General features: G+C 68.7%; 14 protein-coding genes. 13 read left to right on the top strand and 1 reads right to left on the bottom strand.

Annotation, left to right across the window (positions count from 1 at the left end):
- Positions 1-206: 206 nt before the first annotated feature.
- Complete coding sequence (gene metE / locus B8V81_RS08280; RefSeq protein ID WP_101808121.1) at positions 207-2,525, bottom strand: 5-methyltetrahydropteroyltriglutamate--homocysteine S-methyltransferase; 2,319 nt, start codon at positions 2,523-2,525, stop codon at positions 207-209.
- A 256-nt stretch (positions 2,526-2,781) separates the two neighbouring features.
- Here metE and B8V81_RS08275 point away from each other — a divergent pair, with 256 nt between their 5' ends.
- From B8V81_RS08275 to uraH, 13 genes are all read left to right on the top strand, one after another.
- Entirely contained in the window at positions 2,782-4,476 is a 1,695-nt protein-coding gene (locus B8V81_RS08275; RefSeq protein WP_084136958.1) for a PucR family transcriptional regulator, read from the top strand.
- Positions 4,477-4,498: 22 nt separating this feature from the next.
- Complete coding sequence (locus B8V81_RS08270; protein ID WP_052333099.1) at positions 4,499-5,737, top strand: XdhC family protein; 1,239 nt, start codon at positions 4,499-4,501, stop codon at positions 5,735-5,737.
- 242 nt (positions 5,738-5,979) lie between these two features.
- Positions 5,980-6,660, top strand: a complete 681-nt coding sequence (locus B8V81_RS08265) for a nucleotidyltransferase family protein (protein WP_164820157.1) — start codon at positions 5,980-5,982, stop codon at positions 6,658-6,660.
- A gap of 1,490 nt (positions 6,661-8,150) precedes the next feature.
- Complete coding sequence (locus B8V81_RS08255) at positions 8,151-9,350, top strand: BMP family ABC transporter substrate-binding protein (protein ID WP_244912731.1); 1,200 nt, start codon at positions 8,151-8,153, stop codon at positions 9,348-9,350.
- A gap of 109 nt (positions 9,351-9,459) precedes the next feature.
- Positions 9,460-11,067, top strand: coding sequence for an ABC transporter ATP-binding protein (locus B8V81_RS08250; RefSeq protein ID WP_101808119.1), 1,608 nt, complete (start codon positions 9,460-9,462; stop codon positions 11,065-11,067).
- On the top strand, positions 11,064-12,260 hold the full coding sequence (locus B8V81_RS08245) for an ABC transporter permease (RefSeq protein ID WP_101808118.1): 1,197 nt from the start codon (positions 11,064-11,066) through the stop codon (positions 12,258-12,260). Before B8V81_RS08250 ends, B8V81_RS08245 begins: the two co-directional genes overlap by 4 nt.
- A gap of 21 nt (positions 12,261-12,281) precedes the next feature.
- Positions 12,282-13,211 carry an ABC transporter permease gene (locus B8V81_RS08240; RefSeq protein WP_028598491.1) on the top strand — a complete coding sequence of 310 codons (930 nt, stop codon included), beginning with the start codon at positions 12,282-12,284 and terminating at the stop codon, positions 13,209-13,211.
- Positions 13,212-13,265: 54 nt separating this feature from the next.
- A complete protein-coding gene (locus B8V81_RS08235) occupies positions 13,266-14,318 on the top strand; it encodes an FAD binding domain-containing protein (RefSeq protein WP_043111183.1) in 1,053 nt (350 codons plus the stop codon).
- Entirely contained in the window at positions 14,315-16,741 is a 2,427-nt protein-coding gene (locus B8V81_RS08230) for a molybdopterin cofactor-binding domain-containing protein (protein ID WP_101808117.1), read from the top strand. Before B8V81_RS08235 ends, B8V81_RS08230 begins: the two co-directional genes overlap by 4 nt.
- 325 nt (positions 16,742-17,066) lie before the next feature.
- Positions 17,067-17,588 (top strand): (2Fe-2S)-binding protein, encoded by a 522-nt coding sequence (locus B8V81_RS08225; RefSeq protein WP_101808249.1) that lies wholly within the window; start codon positions 17,067-17,069, stop codon positions 17,586-17,588.
- A 14-nt stretch (positions 17,589-17,602) separates the two neighbouring features.
- On the top strand, positions 17,603-18,085 hold the full coding sequence (locus tag B8V81_RS08220; protein ID WP_101808116.1) for a nucleoside deaminase: 483 nt from the start codon (positions 17,603-17,605) through the stop codon (positions 18,083-18,085).
- Complete coding sequence (gene uraD / locus B8V81_RS08215; protein ID WP_101808115.1) at positions 18,082-18,588, top strand: 2-oxo-4-hydroxy-4-carboxy-5-ureidoimidazoline decarboxylase; 507 nt, start codon at positions 18,082-18,084, stop codon at positions 18,586-18,588. The genes B8V81_RS08220 and uraD overlap by 4 nt, the downstream gene beginning before the upstream one ends.
- An 18-nt stretch (positions 18,589-18,606) precedes the next feature.
- Positions 18,607-18,990, top strand: a complete 384-nt coding sequence (gene uraH / locus B8V81_RS08210) for a hydroxyisourate hydrolase (RefSeq protein ID WP_101808114.1) — start codon at positions 18,607-18,609, stop codon at positions 18,988-18,990.
- Positions 18,991-19,028: the final 38 nt, after the last annotated feature.

The following is a 19,028-nucleotide window of genomic DNA, read 5'->3' as shown; positions in this document are numbered from 1 at the left end:
AGTCCAATGACCTAGTTGATTGTTATATCGGATGAATAACGGGAGATTTGCACTATTTTTATCATCATTTTTAAGTTTTCTTTCGTTCTTACCGATTTTGCTTTCCTCGAAAAGCGAACAAAAAGAGACCGCCGACCCACCCGATCGAATCGGGGAGGACGACGGTCCGTCTCAGCTTGATTTCCAGCTGACGAGGATGGCGGCGATCAGGTCGAGCTTGCCGCGAGCCGCTTGGACGAGCGGATCTCGCGCGCGGCGGCGACCATATTGTGGAGGGAGGCGGCGGTTTCTTCGCGGCCGCGCGTCTTGAGGCCGCAGTCCGGATTGATCCAGAACAGCTCGGGATCGAGGCTGCGCAGGGAGCGCTCGATCATCGAGACCATCTCGGAGACGGACGGCACGCGCGGGCTGTGGATGTCGTAGACGCCGAGGCCGATGCCTTTTTCATAGGTGTTCTCCTCGAAGCTGTGGATCAGCTCGCCATGGGAGCGGGACGTCTCGATCGAGATGACGTCGGCATCCAGGTCGCGAATTGTATCAATGATATCGGAGAACTCGCAATAGCACATATGGGTATGGATCTGCGTCGTATCCGTCACGCCGGTCGTAGCAAGGCGGAAGGCGTCGACGGCGGCGCGCAGCTCCTCGGGCCAGCGGCTTTTCTTGAGCGGCAGCCCTTCGCGCAGCGCCGGCTCATCGACCTGGATCATGCCGATGCCGGCGTTTTCCAGCTCGGCCACCTCCTTGCGGAGCGCGAGCGCGATCTGCAGCGCCACCTCGCTGCGCGGCAGGTCGTTGCGCACGAACGACCAGTTGAGGATCGTGATCGGGCCGGTAAGCATGCCTTTGACCGGCTTGCTCGTGAGCGACTGCGCATAGACGGTTTCCTGGACCGTCATCGGGTCGACGAAGTCGACGTCGCCGTAGATGACCGGAGGCTTCACGCAGCGGGAGCCGTACGACTGCACCCAGCCGTTCGACGTGAAGGCGAAGCCGGCAAGCTTCTCTCCGAAAAATTCGACCATGTCGGTGCGCTCGAACTCGCCGTGCACGAGCACGTCGAGGCCGATCTGCTCCTGCAGCGAGATCCAGTCCTGGATCTGATCGCGGATGAACGTCTCGTAGGAGGCTTCGTCCAGCGTGCCCTTGCGCCACTTGGCGCGGGCGGAACGGATCTCCGCCGTCTGCGGGAAGCTGCCGATCGTGGTCGTCGGCAGCAGCGGCAGCTGCCAGCGCTTCTGCTGCTCGACGCGGCGCTCGGCGAATGCGCTCGTCCGCTCGGAGCGCTTGCCGCCGTGCTGCTCTACGCTCGCTCGCACCGACGCGACGCGACGCTCCGGCAGCGCGTCGAACGCGGCGAGCGCTTCACGGCTGGCGGCGAAGCCGGCCGTCACCGTCTCGTCCTGCTCGTCTGCTGCGAGCGAGGCGGCAGAAGCGAGCAGCGCCAGCTCGGCGAGCTTCTCGTCGGCTCCGGCCAGCGCGCCCTGCAGCGCCGGATCGAGCTTCGCTTCGCCGGCCAGGGAGACCGGCACATGCAGCAGGCTGGACGACGGCTGCAGCAGCAGGCGCTCGGCCGGCACGACGGCTTGCAGCTGGCGGACGAGCGCCAGCGCCGCGTCGAGATCGGCGCGCCAGATGCCGCGGCCGTCGAGGATGCCGGCGGCGAGCGTCAGCTCCTGCGGGAAGCCGTGCTCGGCAATAGCCTGTAGGTTGCGGCCGCGGTCATGGACGAAGTCGAGGCCGATGGCGGCGACCGGCAGGCTTGTCAGCGCCTGGTAGTCGTCCGGAGCGTCGAAGTACGTCTGCACGATCAGCTTCAGCTCGGGAGCGGCCTTCGCCAGCTCGGCGTAGATGCGCCGCAGTCGCGCCGCGTCGCCTTCGGCGAGATCGCCGCAGACGACCGGCTCGTCGAGCTGCGCCCACGCGGCTCCGGCCGCCTGGAGCTCGGCCAGCACCTGGCCGTACAGCGGCAGCAGGCGGTCCAGCCAGGCGTCCGTCTCGGCAGCGGCGTAGCCTTTGGACAGCTTGAGGAACGTCAGCGGTCCGATCAGCACCGGCTTGCCGTCGATGCCGAGCTTCTCCTTGGCTTCGCGGTACGCCTGCAGCGGCAGGTTGGCCGTCAGGGCAGGCTCGGCGCCGCCGAGCTCGGGCACGATGTAGTGGTAGTTCGTGTTGAACCACTTCGTCATCTCGCAGGCTGTCGCCGAAGCGTTGCCGCGAGCCATCGAGAAGTAGAGCGCGAGCGGCACCTCGCCGCCCTCGTAGCCGTAGCGCTGCGGCACGATGCCGAACATCGCCGCCGTGTCCAGCACGCGGTCATAAAACGTGAAGTCGCCGACCGGAATCAGGTCGAGGCCGGACTGCTGCTGGCGGCGCAGCCGCTCCAGGCGGATCGCCTCCATCTCCTGCTGGAACTGCGGCTCCTCGATCTTGCCGGACCAGAACGCCTCCAGCGTCTTTTTCCATTCCCGATTCTCCCCGATATTGGGATAGCCGAGGCTGCTGCTCTTCACCGTGCTGCCCATTGCTTCCAACCTCCTGTTGCAGGCCGTTCGCCTGTCTCGAATATAGGCTTCATTATGCCGAAGCGGCGGCGATCTGCCTAATTGCAAATAGGAATAGCTGGTTATAGCCTGCGGTTAGGAGCCCGAATGGATTTCCGCTAAAAAACCATTGTTGCCTTGCCCTCGGAAGCCTATAATGTTAGATAATCTAACATTAGAATGGATCTCGCGGCCGGGAGAGGGCGACCGGCCAGGCAAGAACGAGGAGGCGGCAAGCATGCATATGACGGTCGAAGAGGCGATGTCCGTATTTCCGCTGTCGGAGGGCAGGCTCGTAGCGGGAGCCGCAGGCAAGGGACGGATCGTGAAATCCGTCAACGTCATGGATGCGCCGGACATCTGGGATTGGATCAAGGAAGGCGAGATGCTGCTGACGACCGGCTACCTCATCAAGGACGACCCGGAGGGCGGGGCGGGGCTGCTGCGCCAGCTCGAGCGCCGCGGCTCGTCGGGACTCGGCATCAAGCCGGGACGCTTCTGGCCGCAAATTCCGGCGGAGCTGATCGCGGCCGCCGACGAGCTCGGATTCCCGCTCATCGAGCTTCCGTACGCCTACACGTTCTCGGATCAGATGAACGGGCTGTACCGGGCGGAGATGCAGCGCAGCACGACTGCCCTGCAGGCGGCGCTCGACAAGCAGAAGCAGCTGATGCGCTTCGCCATGCAGAGCGATCCGATCCGACATCTGCTTGACGAGATCGCCGGCGTCGTCGGCTATCCGCTCGCCGTCGTCGACCGCAGCGGCGAGATGATCTACAATTCCAGCCGCGTCGAGGCGGCGGCGCTGCTGCAGGGCTGGCCGTGGACGGCGGGGCGCCATCCGTGGACGAAGGGCGACGGGTGGCATTGCTGCCGGATTCCGCTGGAGACGGAAGGCGGCGCCGGGCAGGACGTCCAGGGCTTTGCCTGCTTCGTGACGGAGGAGCCCTTTTTCACGACGCTGGAAGAAAGCCTGTTCCATCAGGCGGCGCAGCTGATCGCCTACCAGCTGGAAGCGCGGCACGCGGCCGCCGGCAGCGCGGCGCGCAGCTACGAGGCGCTCGTCCGCAGCTATCTGGAGGGCGGCATCGCCGCGTCGGAGCTGGCGGCGCACGGAGGTACGGCGGAGTCGGCGGCCATCTCCGGCGCGTATGTGCCCGTGCTGACCGATGCGGGCTCGGCGCCGGACGAGGCGGCGTGGGAGGCGCGCCTGGAGCGGACGCGGCTCGAGTATGCCCGGCATCCGCAGCTCGGGCGCTGCGGCGCGCTCCATGTGCGGCTTGAGGAAGGGCTGCTCTCGCTGTTCCCGGAGCCGGCGGCGGGCGAGCAGCTGGAGGCGCAGCTGGCCGCATGCGCGGCGAGCCTGCGCAAGGAATCGGGCGGCGCGGCGCGAGTCGTCGTCGGCAGCCGCCGCATCGGGGAAGCCGCGCTGGCCGGCGCCTGGACGGAGCTCAAGGAGGCGCTGCGCATGGCGCGCCGCTGGGGCGTGTCCGAGGCCGTCGTGCCTGCCCGGCGGATGGAGCTGGCGGCCTTGTTCGAGGACGTGCCCGCAAGCCGCATCGCCGCCTACTGCGACCGGGTGCTCGAGGGGCTGCTGCGCAAGGAGCCGGAGTACAGCCAGGAGATGCTGCGCACGCTCGAGGTGTATCTCGAGCAGGACGGCCAGCTGGCCGAGACGGCCAAGAAGCTTTATATCCACCGCAATACCGCCTCGTATCGACTGGAGCGGATCAGCGACCTGCTCGGCGTCGACCTCAAGAAGACGGACGACCTGCTGCGGCTGAAGCTGGCGTTCCGACTGCGCGGCTTCGGCGCGCTGCCGGCGTCGGCTGTGCCGAGCAAGGCGGCCCGGGCGGAGGCCGAGACGGCGGCGGGGGATCATCCGGCTGGTCATGCGTCCGGCCGCGCGCCTGGGCGGCGCAAGGCGACCTAGAGCGCAGAGAGGGGGAGCAGGCATGGATGCAGGACGGGTTTTGGAAGGCTGGAACGGATCGGAGCCGTTCGTGCTGGCGACGATCGTGGAGGCGGCCGGCCATTCGTATCGCAAGCCGGGCGCGTGCATGCTGCTCGGCCGCGATGGGCGTCGCCGCGGCAGCGTCAGTCCCGGCTGCCTGGAGGCGGATCTGGCTCAGCGCGCCGAGATGCTGCTGGATGAGTCGGAGCGCGGCGCAGGCGGGGAGCCGAGCTGGCAGCGGGTGCTTTACGACATGAGCTCGCCGGACGATCTGCTGTGGGGCGAGGCGACCGGCTGCGGCGGCTCGCTGACGGTGCTGCTGGAGCGGATCGAGGGCGAGCTGGCGGACGTGCTGCGGCAGGCGGCGGGACTGCAGGATGACCGGTGGCTGGAGCGCCGCCTGCATCCGGGACGCATCGGCTACCGGCTGCTCGATCAGCCGCTCTGTCCGGCGGAGGCAGGCGACGAGAATGTCGTCCGTTATGTGACGCATCTGGCAGCGCGCCCGCGGCTGATCCTGTTCGGCGCCGGAGACGACAGCATCCCGATCGCCGAGCTGGCGCTGCGCGCGGGCTTCCGCGTCGTCGTCGCCGACTGGCGGGAGGGGATGTGCGCGCCGGGGCGGTTCCCGGACTGCGAGCTGCGCATCGGCTCGCCGGCAGAGCTGCTGGACGCGCTGCGCATCGGCACGGCCGACTATGTGCTGCTGTGCAGCCATCGGCTCCGCTTTGAGCGCGAGCTGCTGGAGCGCCTGGCGGCGGCGCCGCCGCGTTATGCCGGCGTGCTCGGCTCCCGCCGGCGGATCGCGCTGCTGCGGGACGGCCTCGATTATCCGGGCTTGATCTCCGGTCCGGTCGGGCTCGACATCGGCGGCGACGGCGCCGAGGAGATCGCGCTCAGCATCGCGGCGGAGCTCGTTGCCGTGCGGCGGCGCGGCGCGCTGCCGCAGCTGGCGCTGACGCGGCAGCCGGCCGCGGCCGTGCCCTTGGAGCGCATGCGCGAGGAAGGCAAGGCGGCTGCGAGCGTCGCGCTGGCGGGAGGGAGCGTGAAGGCGGCTGCGGGCGTCGCGCTGACGGGAGGGAGCGTGAAGGCGGCTGTGGGCGGCGCTGACGTCGGGACGGCAGCGCTCGCGAGCGGCAGGAGCTCCGACGCGGCTTATTCCAACGGTAGTGCCGGGCTCCTGGCGGATAGCTGCCTGCTGCAGCCGGGTCGCGTCATCGCCGAGGGAGGCGGCGGCTGATGGCGACGGCGGGACAGATCGGACGCGGGATCGGAGCCGGAATCAGCAACGGGCCGACGAGCGGAAGCGTGGTCGGCACCTGGAGCGTAGACGGGATCGGAACCGGTACAGGAAACGAGCGCGGAATCGGGAACGGGATCGGGACCGGTAACGGAATCGGCAACAGGATCGGCAACAGGATCGGTAACAGGATCGGAATCCAGGCAGAAGGCCCCGGCCAGGTGGAAGGAGGCAAGCCGCTTATGCGAGCGGTCGCGATTTGCCTGGCGGCCGGCGCAGGCTCGCGCATGGGCGGGGCCAAGCCGGCCCGCGAGCTGGCGCCGGGCGTCAGCCTCGGCTCGGCGGTGCTGAGCGAGCTGGCGGCGAGCGGAGTCGAGCGGGTGGTGGCCGTGCTGCGTCCCGGCGACGACGGGACATGGCTTCCAAGCGGAGCCGGGGCGGCGCGGCCCGATCCGGCCGGCTGCTGGCCGCCGCTCGAGCGGGTGACATGTCCCGACGCGGATCAGGGCATGGCGCATTCGCTTCGTTGCGGCCTCGCAGCCGCTCTCGGCAGCAGCGGCGATGAGCCGAGGCTAGACGCGGTCCTGATCGCGCTTGCGGATCAGCCTTTCGCGGACGCCGCTTTGATGCGGCGCCTCCTGGCTCGTCTGGCGGAGCGTCCAGAGCTGGACTGGACGGCTTGCGCCGGCGCCGACGGATTGCCCGTGCCTCCTGTCGCGCTTCGCTCCACGATGTTCGACGCCGTCTGGCGCTTGAGCGGCGATCAAGGCGCCCGCAAGCTCCTGCGGGACACAACGTTCCAGGGCGATGCGCTCCACGATGTGCCGGAGCAGATGCTGCTCGACGCGGATACGCCGGAGGAGCTGAAGCGGCTGCGGCAAGCCTGGGAGCAGATGTACTCAAGCCGCAGCGGCATCGCCTGAGCGATCGCAACGGAACTACAAGACGTTCTTAGTCGGGCAGAGGCTGTTTTTGCTCGTCCATGAAGCGGTAGAGCGCGATGTGGCGGAACGAAGCTGAGGCTTTCATGCGCCGGTTCAGACGCAAAGACTCCAACAAAACGAAAAACGTACATCCTCCAAACAGCCGCGGTCGCCGGGGCTGTTTTTGCGTTGACGCTATATCTATCCAGCGATGTAGTTGCGCGGAAAATCCGAGTAACTGTGCTCGAACAGGTGTCCCGACGCCGGAGTTGCGCGGAAAATCCGAGTAACTGTGCTCGAACAGGTGCCCCGACGTCGGAGTTGCGCGGAAAATCCGAGTAACTGCGCTCGAACAGGTGTCCCGACGTCGGAGTTGCGCGGAAAATCCGAGTAACTGCGCTCGAACAGGTGTCCCGACGTCGGAGTTGCGCGGAAAATCCGAGTAACTGTGCTCAAACAGGTGTCCCGACGTCGGAGTTACGCGGAAAACCCGAGTAAGCAGGCGGTCTGAGGGGCGGAGCCGAGGCGATAAGTCGAAAAAATCGGGTTAGCGGGCCGTCGGAGCAGGGTTGGCGGGCTGTAACCCGAAGAAATCGGGTTAGAGAGACGTCGGAGCAGGGTTGGCGGCTGCAACCCGAAAAAATCGGGTTAGCGGGCCGTCGGAGCGGGGTTGGCGGGCTGCAACCCGAAAAAATCGGGTTAGCGGGCCGTCGGAGCAGGGTTGGCGGGCTGTAACCCGAAAAAATCGGGTTAGAGAGCCGTCGGAGCGAAGTTGGCGGGCTGTAACCCGAAAAAATCGGGTTAGAGAGCCGGAGGAGCGGAGCCGAGGCGATAAGTCGAAAAAATCGGGTTAGCGGGGGCGTGGAAATCCAAACGGGCGGAGTTGAGCGGGAAAATCGACCAGCTGTCCGGACGGATGGTGACGGGCAAGATGCTTGATCGGGTTGCAGATGGCAAGCGAAGCGGGAGCCCGCCCCGCGCCCACCCCTCGCCCACCCCGCGCCCACCCCGGGCCTGCCCCGCGCCTATCCCGCGCCTATCCCGCGCCCATCCCGCGCCCATCCCGCGCCCATCCCGCGCCCATCCCGCGCCCATCCCGCGCCCATCCCACGCCCATCCCGCGCCCACCCCGCGCCCATCCCGCGCCCACCCCGCGCCCATCCCGCGCCCGTCCGGCGCCCACTCGCGCCTGCCCTGCGCTCGCCACGCTCCCGCACCCATGCATAAATATGACATGCATATAACGCAAAGAAGAGCCGGAATAAATCGTTTCGGCAACCGTTCCGACGTATTTTCGTGCGCCGCGCACAATGAAAGCCGATCCATTTCCATTCATGCACAAATATATGTGAGGTAAGTTGACGTAAAAACGAACCGCCTCCTATAGTGGAAGACATGGCAGCGCGGCAAAGCGCCGAATGCCCGTACTTCCAGCACATCCTGCGCCGTCCGGCCATTATCGGACGCGCAGCATTTAAAGGAGGATAAGGATGAAAAAGAGGGTCAGAACGTTCAAAAGCGCCATATGGCTATGCGTGGCGGTCATGCTCGCGCTAGCCGGATGCTCCGCGGGAGGCGGCAGCTCGAACAATGGAGCGGCGGCTCCCAGCAACGAAGCGTCGAACGGCGGCGCAGCGGCGAACGCCGGAACTGCAAGCGAGAACGCAGGCGGCGAAGGCGGCACGATGCCGAAAATCGAGAAGCCCCGCGTCGCTTTCGTCTACATCGGTCCTCCAGGAGACGGCGGCTGGACGTACGAGCATGACAAAGGCCGCCAATACATGGAAGAGCAGACCGGCCTCAAGGCCGATACGGTCGAGAACGTGCCGGAGAGCGCGGACGCCGAGCGCATCATCACCGAGCTGGCGCAAAACCACGACATCGTCTTCACGACGAGCTTCGGCTACATGGACTACACGCTGAACGTCGCGAAGAAGTTCCCGAAGGTCATCTTCGAGCATACGGCCGGCTACAAGACGAACGACAACATGAGCACGTTCTTCGGCAAAAACTTCGAGGCGAGCTACCTGTCCGGCATCGCGGCCGGCAAGCTGACGAAGAACAACCAGATCGGCTACGTCGGAGCCTTCCCGATTCCCGAGGTCATCTACAACATCAACGCCTTCGCGCTCGGCGCGCAGAGCGTCAACCCGGACGCCAAGGTGAGCGTCGTCTGGTCCAACACCTGGTTCGATCCGACGACCGAGCGCCAGGCGGCGGTCAGCCTGCTGGACAAAGGCGCGGACGTGCTGATGGCGTACCAGGACAGCCCGGCGACGATCCAGGCGGCGGCGGAGCGCGGAGCTTTCGCCGGCGGCAACGATTCGGACATGAGCCGCTTCGCCCCGGACACGTACATGACGAACCCGGTCTGGAACTGGGGGCCGTACTACACGATGGTCGTCAAGTCCGTCATGGAAGGCACGTGGAAGAGCCAGCAGTACATGGGCAGCATGCAGGACGGCATGGTCGGCCTCGCGCCGCTCGGCGCCAAAGTGCCGGACGACGTCAAGGCGCTCGTCGAGGAGCAGCACAAGAAGGCGATGGAAGGCGCGCTTGACGTGTTCCAGGGCCCGATCAGCGATCAGAGCGGAGCGGCCAAGGTCGAGGCGGGCAAGTCCTTGACGATGGAAGAGATTCTGAACATGAACTGGTTCGTGAAAGGCGTGGAGGGAACGATCCCGAACTGACGGCCTTTCCTGCGGCCTGCCGGAGCAGCGCTCAGATCCCTTGCAGAAGGGATCTGAGCCGCTTCCGGGGAGGCGCGCGAGCTGCATTTCAAGGAGGCGGATTGAGGCGATGAGCACCCATCCAGCGGTGGAGATGAGGAAGATCGTCAAGCGCTTCGGCAGCGTGACGGCCAACGATCAGGTGGACTTCACGGCGGAGCGGGGCGAGATCCACGCCCTGCTCGGGGAAAATGGAGCCGGCAAGAGCACGATGATGTGCATGCTGTCCGGCGTGTACCGCGCCACCGAGGGCGAGATCCGGATCCAGGGCCGGCCGGTCCGCATCCGCTCGCCCAAGGAGGCGGCCGAGCTCGGCATCGGCATGGTGTTCCAGAACTTCCGGCTCGTGCAGACGCTGACGGCGGCCGAGAACATGGTGCTGGGCGAAAAGGGCGGCTTCTGGCGCGGCGCCGGCTGGATGAAGAGAAAGACGAAGGAGATCGCCGAGCTGGCCGAGCGCTTCGGACTCGGCTTCCCGGTCGACCGGCCGATCTGGCAGCTGTCGGTCGGCGAGCAGCAGCGGGTGGAGATCGTCAAGACGCTGTACCGCGGCGCCGACATCATCATCCTCGACGAGCCGACCTCGGTGCTGACGCCGGGCGAGGCGGAGCAGCTGTTCGCCACGCTGCGCCAGATGCGCGCGGAGGGCAAGACGATCCTGATCACGACGCACAAGATGAAGGAGGTCATGAGCGTCGCCGACCGCATCTCCGTCATGCGCAAGGGGCGCATGATCGCCTCGCTCGCCCGCGAGGAGACGGACGAGCGGCAGCTGGCGCAGCTGATGGTCGGCAAGGAGGTCGTCCTCCAGCGCAAGGAGCGGGAGCCGGCCGGCATGGAGCCGCTGCTCGCGCTGCGCGGGCTGAAGGCGCTCGGCCACGGCGGGCGCAAGGCGCTCGACGGGCTCGACCTGGAGGTGAGGAAGGGCGAGATCGTCGGCATCGCCGGCGTCGCCGGCAACGGGCAGAAGGAGCTGGCGGAGGTGCTGAACGGCCTGCATCCCTGGTCCGGCGGAGAGATCGAGTTTGACGGCGCGGTCTGGAAGCGGGCGTCGGCGCTGGAGGCGATCGAGTCGGGCATCGCGCATATTCCGGAGAATCGGATGAAAAGCGGCCTTGCCGGCAGCCTGGCGATCGCCGACAACCTGCTCTCCAAATCGTACCGCGGCCCGGAGCGCTCGCGCCTCGGCCTGCTGCGGGGAGGCGCCAACCGGCGCTGGGCGCAGTCGCTCGTCGAGCAGTTCGACGTGCGCACGCCGAGCCTCGATACGCCGGTGCGGATGCTCTCGGGCGGCAACCAGCAGAAGCTGCTGTTCGCCCGCGAGATCAGCATGCGGCCCAAGCTGATGGTCGCCGTGCATCCGACGCAAGGGCTGGATGTCGGGGCGGCCGACAGCGTGCATCGCATGCTCATGGAGCTGCGCGCCTCGGGCAGCGGAGTGCTGCTCATCTCCGAGGATCTCGACGAGATCCTGCAGCTGTCCGACCGCGTGCTCGTCGTCTTCGGCGGGCGCATCATCGGGGAGATGGCGCATGACGAGGCGGACCGCCAGCGCATCGGCCTGCTCATGACCGGCTCCGGCGGCGCGGAGGAGGCGGCGGCGGGACGCGCCGGGGCCGAGGAGGCTCTCCGGCAGCCGGACCAACCTGATCCTGACGGCAAGGAGGCCATCGTATGAATCCAACATCCGGCCCGGCGGGACTCGAAGCGGTGCTCGCTCCGGCCCGGCAGGCGGCCCAGGCGTCGGCGAGCCTCGCGGGAGGGGCGCCGGGCAGTCCGGCCGCAGCCGCATCGACGCCGGGAGCGGCGCGCAAGCCGCGCTTCCCGCTGCGCTTCGAGCTCGATCCGGCAGGCAAGGGCTCCCCGTGGTGGACGCCGATCGTCTCGGTCGTCGCGGCGCTCCTGATCTGCGCCGTCTTCATCGCCGCCAACGGCATGAACCCGCTCACCGTCTACGCCAAGATGATGAACGGCGCTTTCGGCTCCAGCTTCGGCTTGACCGAGACGCTCGTCAAGGCGATTCCGCTGCTGCTGTGCGGCCTCGGCGTCTCGATCGCCTACCGCATCTCCGTCTGGAACATCGGCGCGGAGGGGCAGCTGCTCGCCGGCGCGATGGGCGCGACCGCGATCACGATCTACCTGCCGGGGCTTTCGCTCTGGCTGACGATTCCGGCGATGCTGCTCGCGGGCATCGCGGCGGGCGCGCTGTGGGGGCTCTTCACGGCCATTCCGCGCACGTATTTCCAGGTCAACGAGCTCATCACCTCGCTCATGCTGAACTACATCGCGCTGCTGGCGCTCAATTACTTCGTCTTCGGCCCGTGGAAGGATCCCAAGGGCTTCAACTTCCCCGGCACGCCGATGTTCGGCGACAACCAAATGCTGCCGGTGCTCGGCGACACGCGCCTGCATCTGGGCCTCGTCTTCGCCGTAGGCGCCGTCGCCCTGTACGCCGTCCTCATCCGCTACACCCGCTGGGGCTACGAGCTGCGGCTGATCGGCGCCAATCCGGACGCCGCGCGCGGAGCCGGCATCAACATCCGCAAGCATATCCTCATCGTCATGGCGGTTAGCGGCGGCCTCGCCGGCATCGCCGGCATGGCGGAGGTGGCGGGCGTGTCTCACCGCCTCATGTACGGCATCTCGCCGGGCTACGGCTACACGGCGATCATCGTCGCCTGGCTCGCCAAGCTGCATCCGGCCGGCCTGCTCGTCACGTCGTTCCTGTTCGGCGGGCTCATCGTCGGCGGCTACAGCGTGCAGACGATCGGCATGCCGTCGTCGATCTCGTCGATGATCCAGGGCGCGATCCTGTTCTGCCTCATCGCCGGCGACATGGCCGCACGCTTTCGCATCCGTCGCGCCGCCTAATCCCGATCGGAGGAACCTGACATGGACTTCATCACTCTGCTGCTTGCCGCCGCGATCGCCTCCGGCACGCCGCTGCTGATCGCGACGCTCGGAGGCATCCTGAGCGAGCGCGCCGGCATCATCCAGCTCGGCACGGAAGGCATCATGCTCATGGGCGCGGTCAGCGCCTGCCTCGTCTACATCCGCTCGGGCAGCCTCTGGGCGGCGCTCGCCGCCGTCGTGCTCGTGTCCGCGGCGCTCGGCCTCGTGCATGCGTTCATGACCGTCACGCTGCGCGCCAACCATATCGTCAGCGGGCTGGCGATGACGCTGTTCGGCGCCGGCCTCAGCGCCTATCTCGGCAAGCCGGTCGCCGGCCAGCCGCTTCCGGGCGCTTTTCCGAGGCTTGAACTGGCGTTCCTGGACGGCGTGCCGTTCCTCGGGCCGATCTTTGGCCGTCTTGACTGGTTCACCTGGATCAGCTTCGCGCTCGCGCTCGGGCTGCATCTGCTCATCCACCGCACGTCGTGGGGGCTGCATCTGCGGGCGATGGGCGACAATCCGGCGACCGCCGACGTCATGGGCATTCCCGTGCAAGCGGCGCGCTACGCCTACGTCGTCGGCGGGGCGGTGCTGATCGGGCTCGCGGGAGCGAACATGCTGCTCGTCTACTCCCCGACGTGGAACGAAGGGATGACCGCCGGCCGCGGCTGGATCGCCGTCGCGCTCATCATCTTCGCCCGCTGGAACCCGCTGCGCGCGCTGCTGTGCGCCTATTTCTTCGGGGCGCTCGACTCGATCGGCTTCCGCATCCAGCTGGAGGGCTCGCTTATTCCGTCGTACTTCCTCAAGATGATCCCGTACGTCGTGACGATCCTCGTGCTCATGTACCTCGGCTGGAGAGGACGCGGTAAGCCGTCCGGCTCGCCGGAGTCGCTCGGCCTGCCGTATATCCGCGAGCAGCGGCTGTAGCGTAGAGAGCGGCGATCGGATCGGATAGGACATGAGGGCGAAGGGGGAAAAGGGATGAGCTTGAAGGAAACGGCCGGGCCGCTGCTGCTGCAGCCGGCCACGCTGGAAGAAGCCTGGCGGCTCCGGTGGAGGCACGGCTTCGCCGCCCTGCCCGTCGCCGGCGGCACGCTGCTGCGGACGCAATGGGAGAACGGCGTGCTGGCGCCGCCGTCCGTCCTGCTCGACCTGCGCCGGATCGGCGGACTCGCGGACATCGGGCCGCAGCCGGACGGCAGCCTGCGCATCGGCTCGCAGGCGACGCTGTCGGCCGTGCTGAAGGCGCCGGCGAGCGCCGGCTGGCCGCTGCTGCGCGAGGCGCTGCGCATGATCGCCGCGCCGGGCGTGCGCAATCTCGGCACGCTCGGCGGCAACATCGCGTCGGCCGTCGGCGACAGCCTGCCGGCGCTGCTCGCGCTGGACGCGGAGCTGGAGTGGTACGACGGCGCCTCGCTCGCCGGGCAGAGCCTCGAGGCCTGGCTGGAGGAGCGCCGGGCCGGAGCGGCTCCGGAGCGCCGCCTGCTGGCGGCGGTGACGCTGCCGGCGCCTGGCGGAGCTGCCGGCGCTGCCGGCGCGGCTGGCGAGGCGGGCGGCGCGAGCGAAGGGAGCGGCAGAGCTCGGGCCGCTAGCGGCAATGGCGCCGGAGCCGGAGGCGCAGAGGGAGCCTGCGCCGCTGACTTCAGCGGCGGGCATGCGAGCGGCGGCCGCTGGCACGCCTGGCGCAAGATCGGGCGCCGCGAGTCGTTCACGCCGGCGCTCGTCTGCGTCGCGGCGGCGGGCGGCCCGGCCGCGCCCGTTGGCGCGCCCGGCGCATGGCTGCGGCTCGCGGCCGGAGGCGGCTCCGCTCCGCCGCAGCGGCTGCGGCTCGCCGAGCGGGCGGCGCTCGCGGCGCTGGCCGCAAGCGGCGATGCCGCCCGCGCGGCGGCGGCCGCGTTCGAGGCGGCGCTGACGGAGTACGCGCCGGCGGGAGACGCTTTTGCCGATGCGGACTATCGGCGGCGCTGCGCGGCCAATCTGGCCGCGGCGGCGGTATGGGAAGGATGGACAGCGAGAGGAGGAGAGCGGCGATGATCCTGACCCGGGAAGGAAGCGGCGAGCGCTGGCGGATCCGTCCGGACGGCGCTGCCAAGGTGGACGGCAGCCTGGCGTACCTGACGGACATGAGCCGTCCCGGCACGCTGTGGGCGCGAGTGCTGCGCAGCGAGCACGCGCATGCGCTCATCCGCTCGATCCGCACGGAGCGGGCGGAGGCGCTGGCGGGCGTGCATGCGGTCATCACCCATCGCGACGTGCCGGGGCTGAACCGGTTCGGCATCGCTTTTCCGCATCAGCCGGCGCTGTGCAGCGACCGGGTGCGCTACGTCGGCGACGCTGTCGCGGCGGTCGCCGCCGACACGCCGGAGATCGCGGCGTTGGCGCTGGAGCTGATCGAGGTCGAGTACGAGCCGCTGCCTCCGCTGACCGACCCCCGCCTCGCGCTGCTGCCGGACGCGCCGCAGCTGCATGAGGACGGCAATCTGCTGCATCGCACGGAGTACCGCACCGGCGAGCCGGAGGAGCTGGAGGCGCTGTTCGCCGAGTGCGCGTTCGTCGTCGAGAGGGAGTATGCGACGCCTCGCCAGATGCACGCTTATATGGAGACCGAGGGCGGCCTGTTCATCCCGGAAGCGGATGGCAGGCTGACCGTCTACTCGGCGACGCAGCACGGCCTCATGGACCGGATGCAGCTCGCCCGCATGCTGGACTGGGAGGAGGAGCGCATCCGCGTCGTGTCGAGCCCGATCGGCGGCTCGTTCGGCGGCAAGGACGAGCTGAACGTGCAGCCGTACGGCTCGCTGCTCGCGCTCAAGACCGGGCGTCCGGTGCGGCTGCACAACTCGCGCATGGAGTCCGTGCGGGCGGGGCTGAAGCGCCATCCGATGCTCATCACGATGCGCACCGGCACGGACCGGTCCGGGCGGCTGCTCGCGCATCGCGCCCGCATCCTGTCGGATACGGGGGCGTACGCGACGCTGGGAGCGGAGGTGCTCAACTTCTCGACCGAGCATGTGATCGGGCCGTACCGCTGGGGCATGCTCGATGTCGAGGGGCATGCGGTGTACACGAACAACGGCGTGTCCGGCGAATTCCGCGGCTTCGGCGGCAACCAGGCGATCTTCGCGCTGGAAAGCCAGCTCGACGAGCTGGCGGAGCTTCACGGCATCGACCCGTGGGAATTCCGGCGGATGAACATGCGCGAGCCGTCCGATCCCGGACCGCTCGGCCAGCCGATCGCGCCGACCGACGGCGCGCGGCAGGTGTGGGAGGCGCTGGAGCGCTCGCCGCTGTGGCGGTCCCGGCACGGCGCCAAGGCGGGCGCCGGCGGGCAGGCTGCGCGGAGCGGCGAGGCGGAGGCGGCTCTGCCGGCGGATAAGCGGGCTGCGGCGGCGTCGAATGCGGCGCGGGCCGCAGCGCAGGCGGAGAGCGCGGCAGGCGCCGAAGCGGCTCCGGCGCCGCCTCCGTGGGTGCGCGTCGGCTACGGCGCGGCGCTGACGATGCACGGAGCCGGACTCGGCTTCGGCATCCCGGACCCGGCGGGCGGCATTCTGCGCCTGGCGGCGGACGGCGTCATCGAGGCGGTGTTCGGCTACGAGGAGTTCGGCCAAGGGCTGATCGCGACGCTGAGCGGCATGCTGATCGAGCAGTTCGGCTTCGCGCCGGACGACTTCCGCATTCTCATCGGCGACACGGATATCGTCCCCAACAGCGGCTCGTCGACCGCCTCGCGCGCCACGAGCATGATGTGGATGGCGCTGCGGCGGCTGCGTCCGGAGCTGACGCGGCGGCTGACGGAAGCGGCAGCCGAGGCGTCGGGCATTCCGGCCGATCGTCTGCGCGTCGGCGCGGGCGGCGTCTGGGACGCAGGCGGCGGGCTCGTCGCCGCGTATGCGGAGCTGGCGCGCCGGACGGCGGCGGACCCGATCGTCTGCGAGACGACGTTCCACTACCCGACTACGAGCAAGCCGCATGTCGGCGCGCATTTCCTGTACACGTACGCTGCCGTCGCCGCCCGCGTCGAGGTCGACCTGCTGAGCGGCAGGGTCAAGGTGACCGACCAGCATCATGCCGTCGCCGCCGGTCCCGTCGCCAATCCGCAGGGATATCTTGGACAGATCGAGGGCGGCGCCTCGATGGCGCTCGGCTTCACACTGAGCGAGGATGCGGTCATGGAGGCAGGGCGCTACGCGACGCGCAACCTGGATACGTATCTCGTGCCGTCGGCCGCCGATGTCGGCCGGCTGACGGTCGAGGCGATCGAGGAGCTGCCGGAGGACGACACGTACGGTCCGCGCGGCGTCGGCGAGATCGGCTCGGTGGCGCTCGCCCCGGCGATCACGGCCGCGATCCGCGACGCGGTCGGCGTGCGGGTGCGCAAGCTGCCGCTCGAGCCCGGCGTGCTGCTGCAGCCATGGAGCGCCGAGTGGCAGGCGAAAGGAGGCGGATGCGATGAGTGACGACAAGAAGCGTTACCCCATCGGCGAGTCGGAGTCCGAGCGGCGCCGGCAGGCGGAGCGGGCCGCGAGCGGGCCGCAGGCTGCGGCGCAAACGCCGGAGCCGGCCCGTCGCGGGACGGAGGCGCCGGCCGAAGCCGGCCCGGAGGCCGCGGCCATGCAGATGCCGGCCGGCGCTCCGGCGCCGGAGCCGCCGGTCGCGGCCGGAGAAGAAGGCGCCGCCTCCGCTTTGGCGGAGCTGGCGTCGGCGCAAGCGGTGCTGGCGCCGGAGCGGCTCGATGCCGATGCTGCGCGGGCCGAGCTTGCGCCGGCCGATGCTGCGCCGGCCATGCTCGCGCCGGCCGAAGCCGCGCCAGCGCCGCCGGCGGGCGGTCCGCTCTGGCTTCGCTTCCGCCTGAACGGGCAGCGGCGCGAGCTGCGGGTCGACCCGTCGCGCCGCCTGCTGGCGGTCATCCGCGAGGACCTCGGCCTGACCGGTACGAAGCGCTCCTGCGAGATCGGCCGCTGCGGCGCCTGCATGGTGCTCGTGGACGGCGAGCCGATGAACAGCTGCCTGCTGTCCGCCTACCAATGCCAGGAGGCCGACATCGTGACGATCGAAGGGCTGCGGGACGAACGGGCCGAGCGCGTGAAAAGCGCCTTCCTTGAGGAAGGCGGATTCCAATGCGGCTACTGCACGCCGGGCATGGTCGTCAGCGTGACGTCGATGCTGGCCGCCAATCCGTGCCCGTCCCGGGCCGAGACGGAGGAGGCGCTGGCCGGCAACATCTGCCGCTGCACCGGCTACGGCAGCATCTTCCGCGCGGTATGCCGGGCTTCGGCCGGCGAGCCTGACGCGAACCTGATTTAAAAGGAGAGATCGCCATGAGCGACAGAGACCATATCCGCTATCTCAAGCGGGTCGTCGAGGTGTCTGAGGCGGCGCGCGAGTCCGGCAATACGCCGTTCGGCGCGCTGCTCGTCGGCCCGGACGGCGAGATCCTGCTGGAGCAGGGCAACATCGAGGTGACCGAGCGCAACTGCACCGGCCATGCCGAGACGACGCTGATGGAGCGCGCCTCGGGCCTTTACGACAAGAAGTTCCTGTGGGACTGCGCGCTGTACACGTCCGTCGAGCCGTGCGCGATGTGCTCGGGCTCCATCTACTGGGGCAATGTCGGCACCGTCGTGTACGGCATCAGCGAGAAAAGGCTGCTGGAGCTGACCGGCGACGACGAGCAGAATCCGACGCTCGACCTGCCGTGCCGCGAGGTGTTCGCCGCCGGCCAGAAGCCGGTGACGGTCATCGGGCCGTTCGAGGAGCTGGACGAGGCGATCGTCGCCGTGCACGCGGGGTACTGGACATGAGCGGGCAGGTTACGATCGCGGAGCTGAACGCGATGACGCCGGAAGCGTTCGCCAAGACGCTCGGCGGCATCTACGAGCATTCGCCGTGGGTCGCCGAGCGGGCCGCGGCGGGCCGGCCGTATGCCGGCCGGGAAGAGCTGCATGCCGCGATGGAGCGGGCCGTGCGCGAGGCCGGCGAGGAAGCGGTGCTGGCGCTGCTGCGGCAGCATCCCGATCTCGGCGCGCGGCTCGCGATGAGCGAGCATTCCGTCGCCGAGCAGCAGGGCGCGGGCCTCGACCGGCTGAGCCCGGAGGAGTACGAGACGTTTTCGGCGCTCAATCGGCAGTATGTGGAGCGGTTCGGCTTTCCGTTCATCCTCGCGGTGAAGGGCAAGGACAAGGACGGCATCCTGCAGGCGCTGCAGGAGCGGACGCCGCGGGAGCGCGAGGCGGAGCTGGAGCAGGCGCTGCGGGAGATCGGGCGCATCACCGGCTTTCGGCTGGCGGACCTGATCGCGGACTAGGCAGGGAGGAGGAGCGAGATGGGCGGAGGGAGATTGACGACGCATGTGCTGGACACGTCCAGAGGACGCCCGGCGGCAGGCATGGCGCTGACGTTGACGCGCCTGGCCGGAGAGGGGCAGGCCGGCCTGCTGCGCGAGGCGGTCACCAATGCCGACGGCCGCATCGACGGCCCGCTGCTGGCCGGCGAGGAGCTGACGCCCGGCACGTACGAGCTGCTGTTCGAGGCCGGCGCGTATTTCCGCTCGGCGGCAGCGGCGGCAGGCGCAGGCGCGGCCGCTGCGGCGGGAGAGGCGTTCCTGGAGCAGGTGCCGATCCGCTTCACGATCGCCGACGGCTCGCAGCATTATCATGTGCCGCTGATCGTCGCGCCGGGCGGGTACAGCAGCTATCGGGGCAGCTGAGCGAGGCGGGCCGCGGGCGCTGCCGTCATCAGCGGTTA

Source organism: Paenibacillus pasadenensis, assembly GCF_002864175.1.
Classification (GTDB): Bacteria; Bacillota; Bacilli; order Paenibacillales; family Paenibacillaceae; genus Paenibacillus_O; species Paenibacillus_O pasadenensis.
Note: the sequence above shows the minus strand (reverse complement) of the source record. Positions and strands in the feature narration are given on the sequence as shown.

Bases quoted from the DNA above. Each gene is read 5' to 3' on its own strand.
- metE (WP_101808121.1), bottom strand. From the start codon at position 2,525: ATGGGCAGCACGGTGAAGAGCAGCAGCCTCGGCTATCCCAATATCGGG.
- B8V81_RS08275 (WP_084136958.1), top strand. From the start codon at position 2,782: ATGCATATGACGGTCGAAGAGGCGATGTCCGTATTTCCGCTGTCGGAG.
- B8V81_RS08270 (WP_052333099.1), top strand. From the start codon at position 4,499: ATGGATGCAGGACGGGTTTTGGAAGGCTGGAACGGATCGGAGCCGTTC.
- B8V81_RS08265 (WP_164820157.1), top strand. From the start codon at position 5,980: ATGCGAGCGGTCGCGATTTGCCTGGCGGCCGGCGCAGGCTCGCGCATG.
- B8V81_RS08255 (WP_244912731.1), top strand. From the start codon at position 8,151: ATGAAAAAGAGGGTCAGAACGTTCAAAAGCGCCATATGGCTATGCGTG.
- B8V81_RS08250 (WP_101808119.1), top strand. From the start codon at position 9,460: ATGAGCACCCATCCAGCGGTGGAGATGAGGAAGATCGTCAAGCGCTTC.
- B8V81_RS08245 (WP_101808118.1), top strand. From the start codon at position 11,064: ATGAATCCAACATCCGGCCCGGCGGGACTCGAAGCGGTGCTCGCTCCG.
- B8V81_RS08240 (WP_028598491.1), top strand. From the start codon at position 12,282: ATGGACTTCATCACTCTGCTGCTTGCCGCCGCGATCGCCTCCGGCACG.
- B8V81_RS08235 (WP_043111183.1), top strand. From the start codon at position 13,266: ATGAGCTTGAAGGAAACGGCCGGGCCGCTGCTGCTGCAGCCGGCCACG.
- B8V81_RS08230 (WP_101808117.1), top strand. From the start codon at position 14,315: ATGATCCTGACCCGGGAAGGAAGCGGCGAGCGCTGGCGGATCCGTCCG.
- B8V81_RS08225 (WP_101808249.1), top strand. From the start codon at position 17,067: ATGCTCGCGCCGGCCGAAGCCGCGCCAGCGCCGCCGGCGGGCGGTCCG.
- B8V81_RS08220 (WP_101808116.1), top strand. From the start codon at position 17,603: ATGAGCGACAGAGACCATATCCGCTATCTCAAGCGGGTCGTCGAGGTG.
- uraD (WP_101808115.1), top strand. From the start codon at position 18,082: ATGAGCGGGCAGGTTACGATCGCGGAGCTGAACGCGATGACGCCGGAA.
- uraH (WP_101808114.1), top strand. From the start codon at position 18,607: ATGGGCGGAGGGAGATTGACGACGCATGTGCTGGACACGTCCAGAGGA.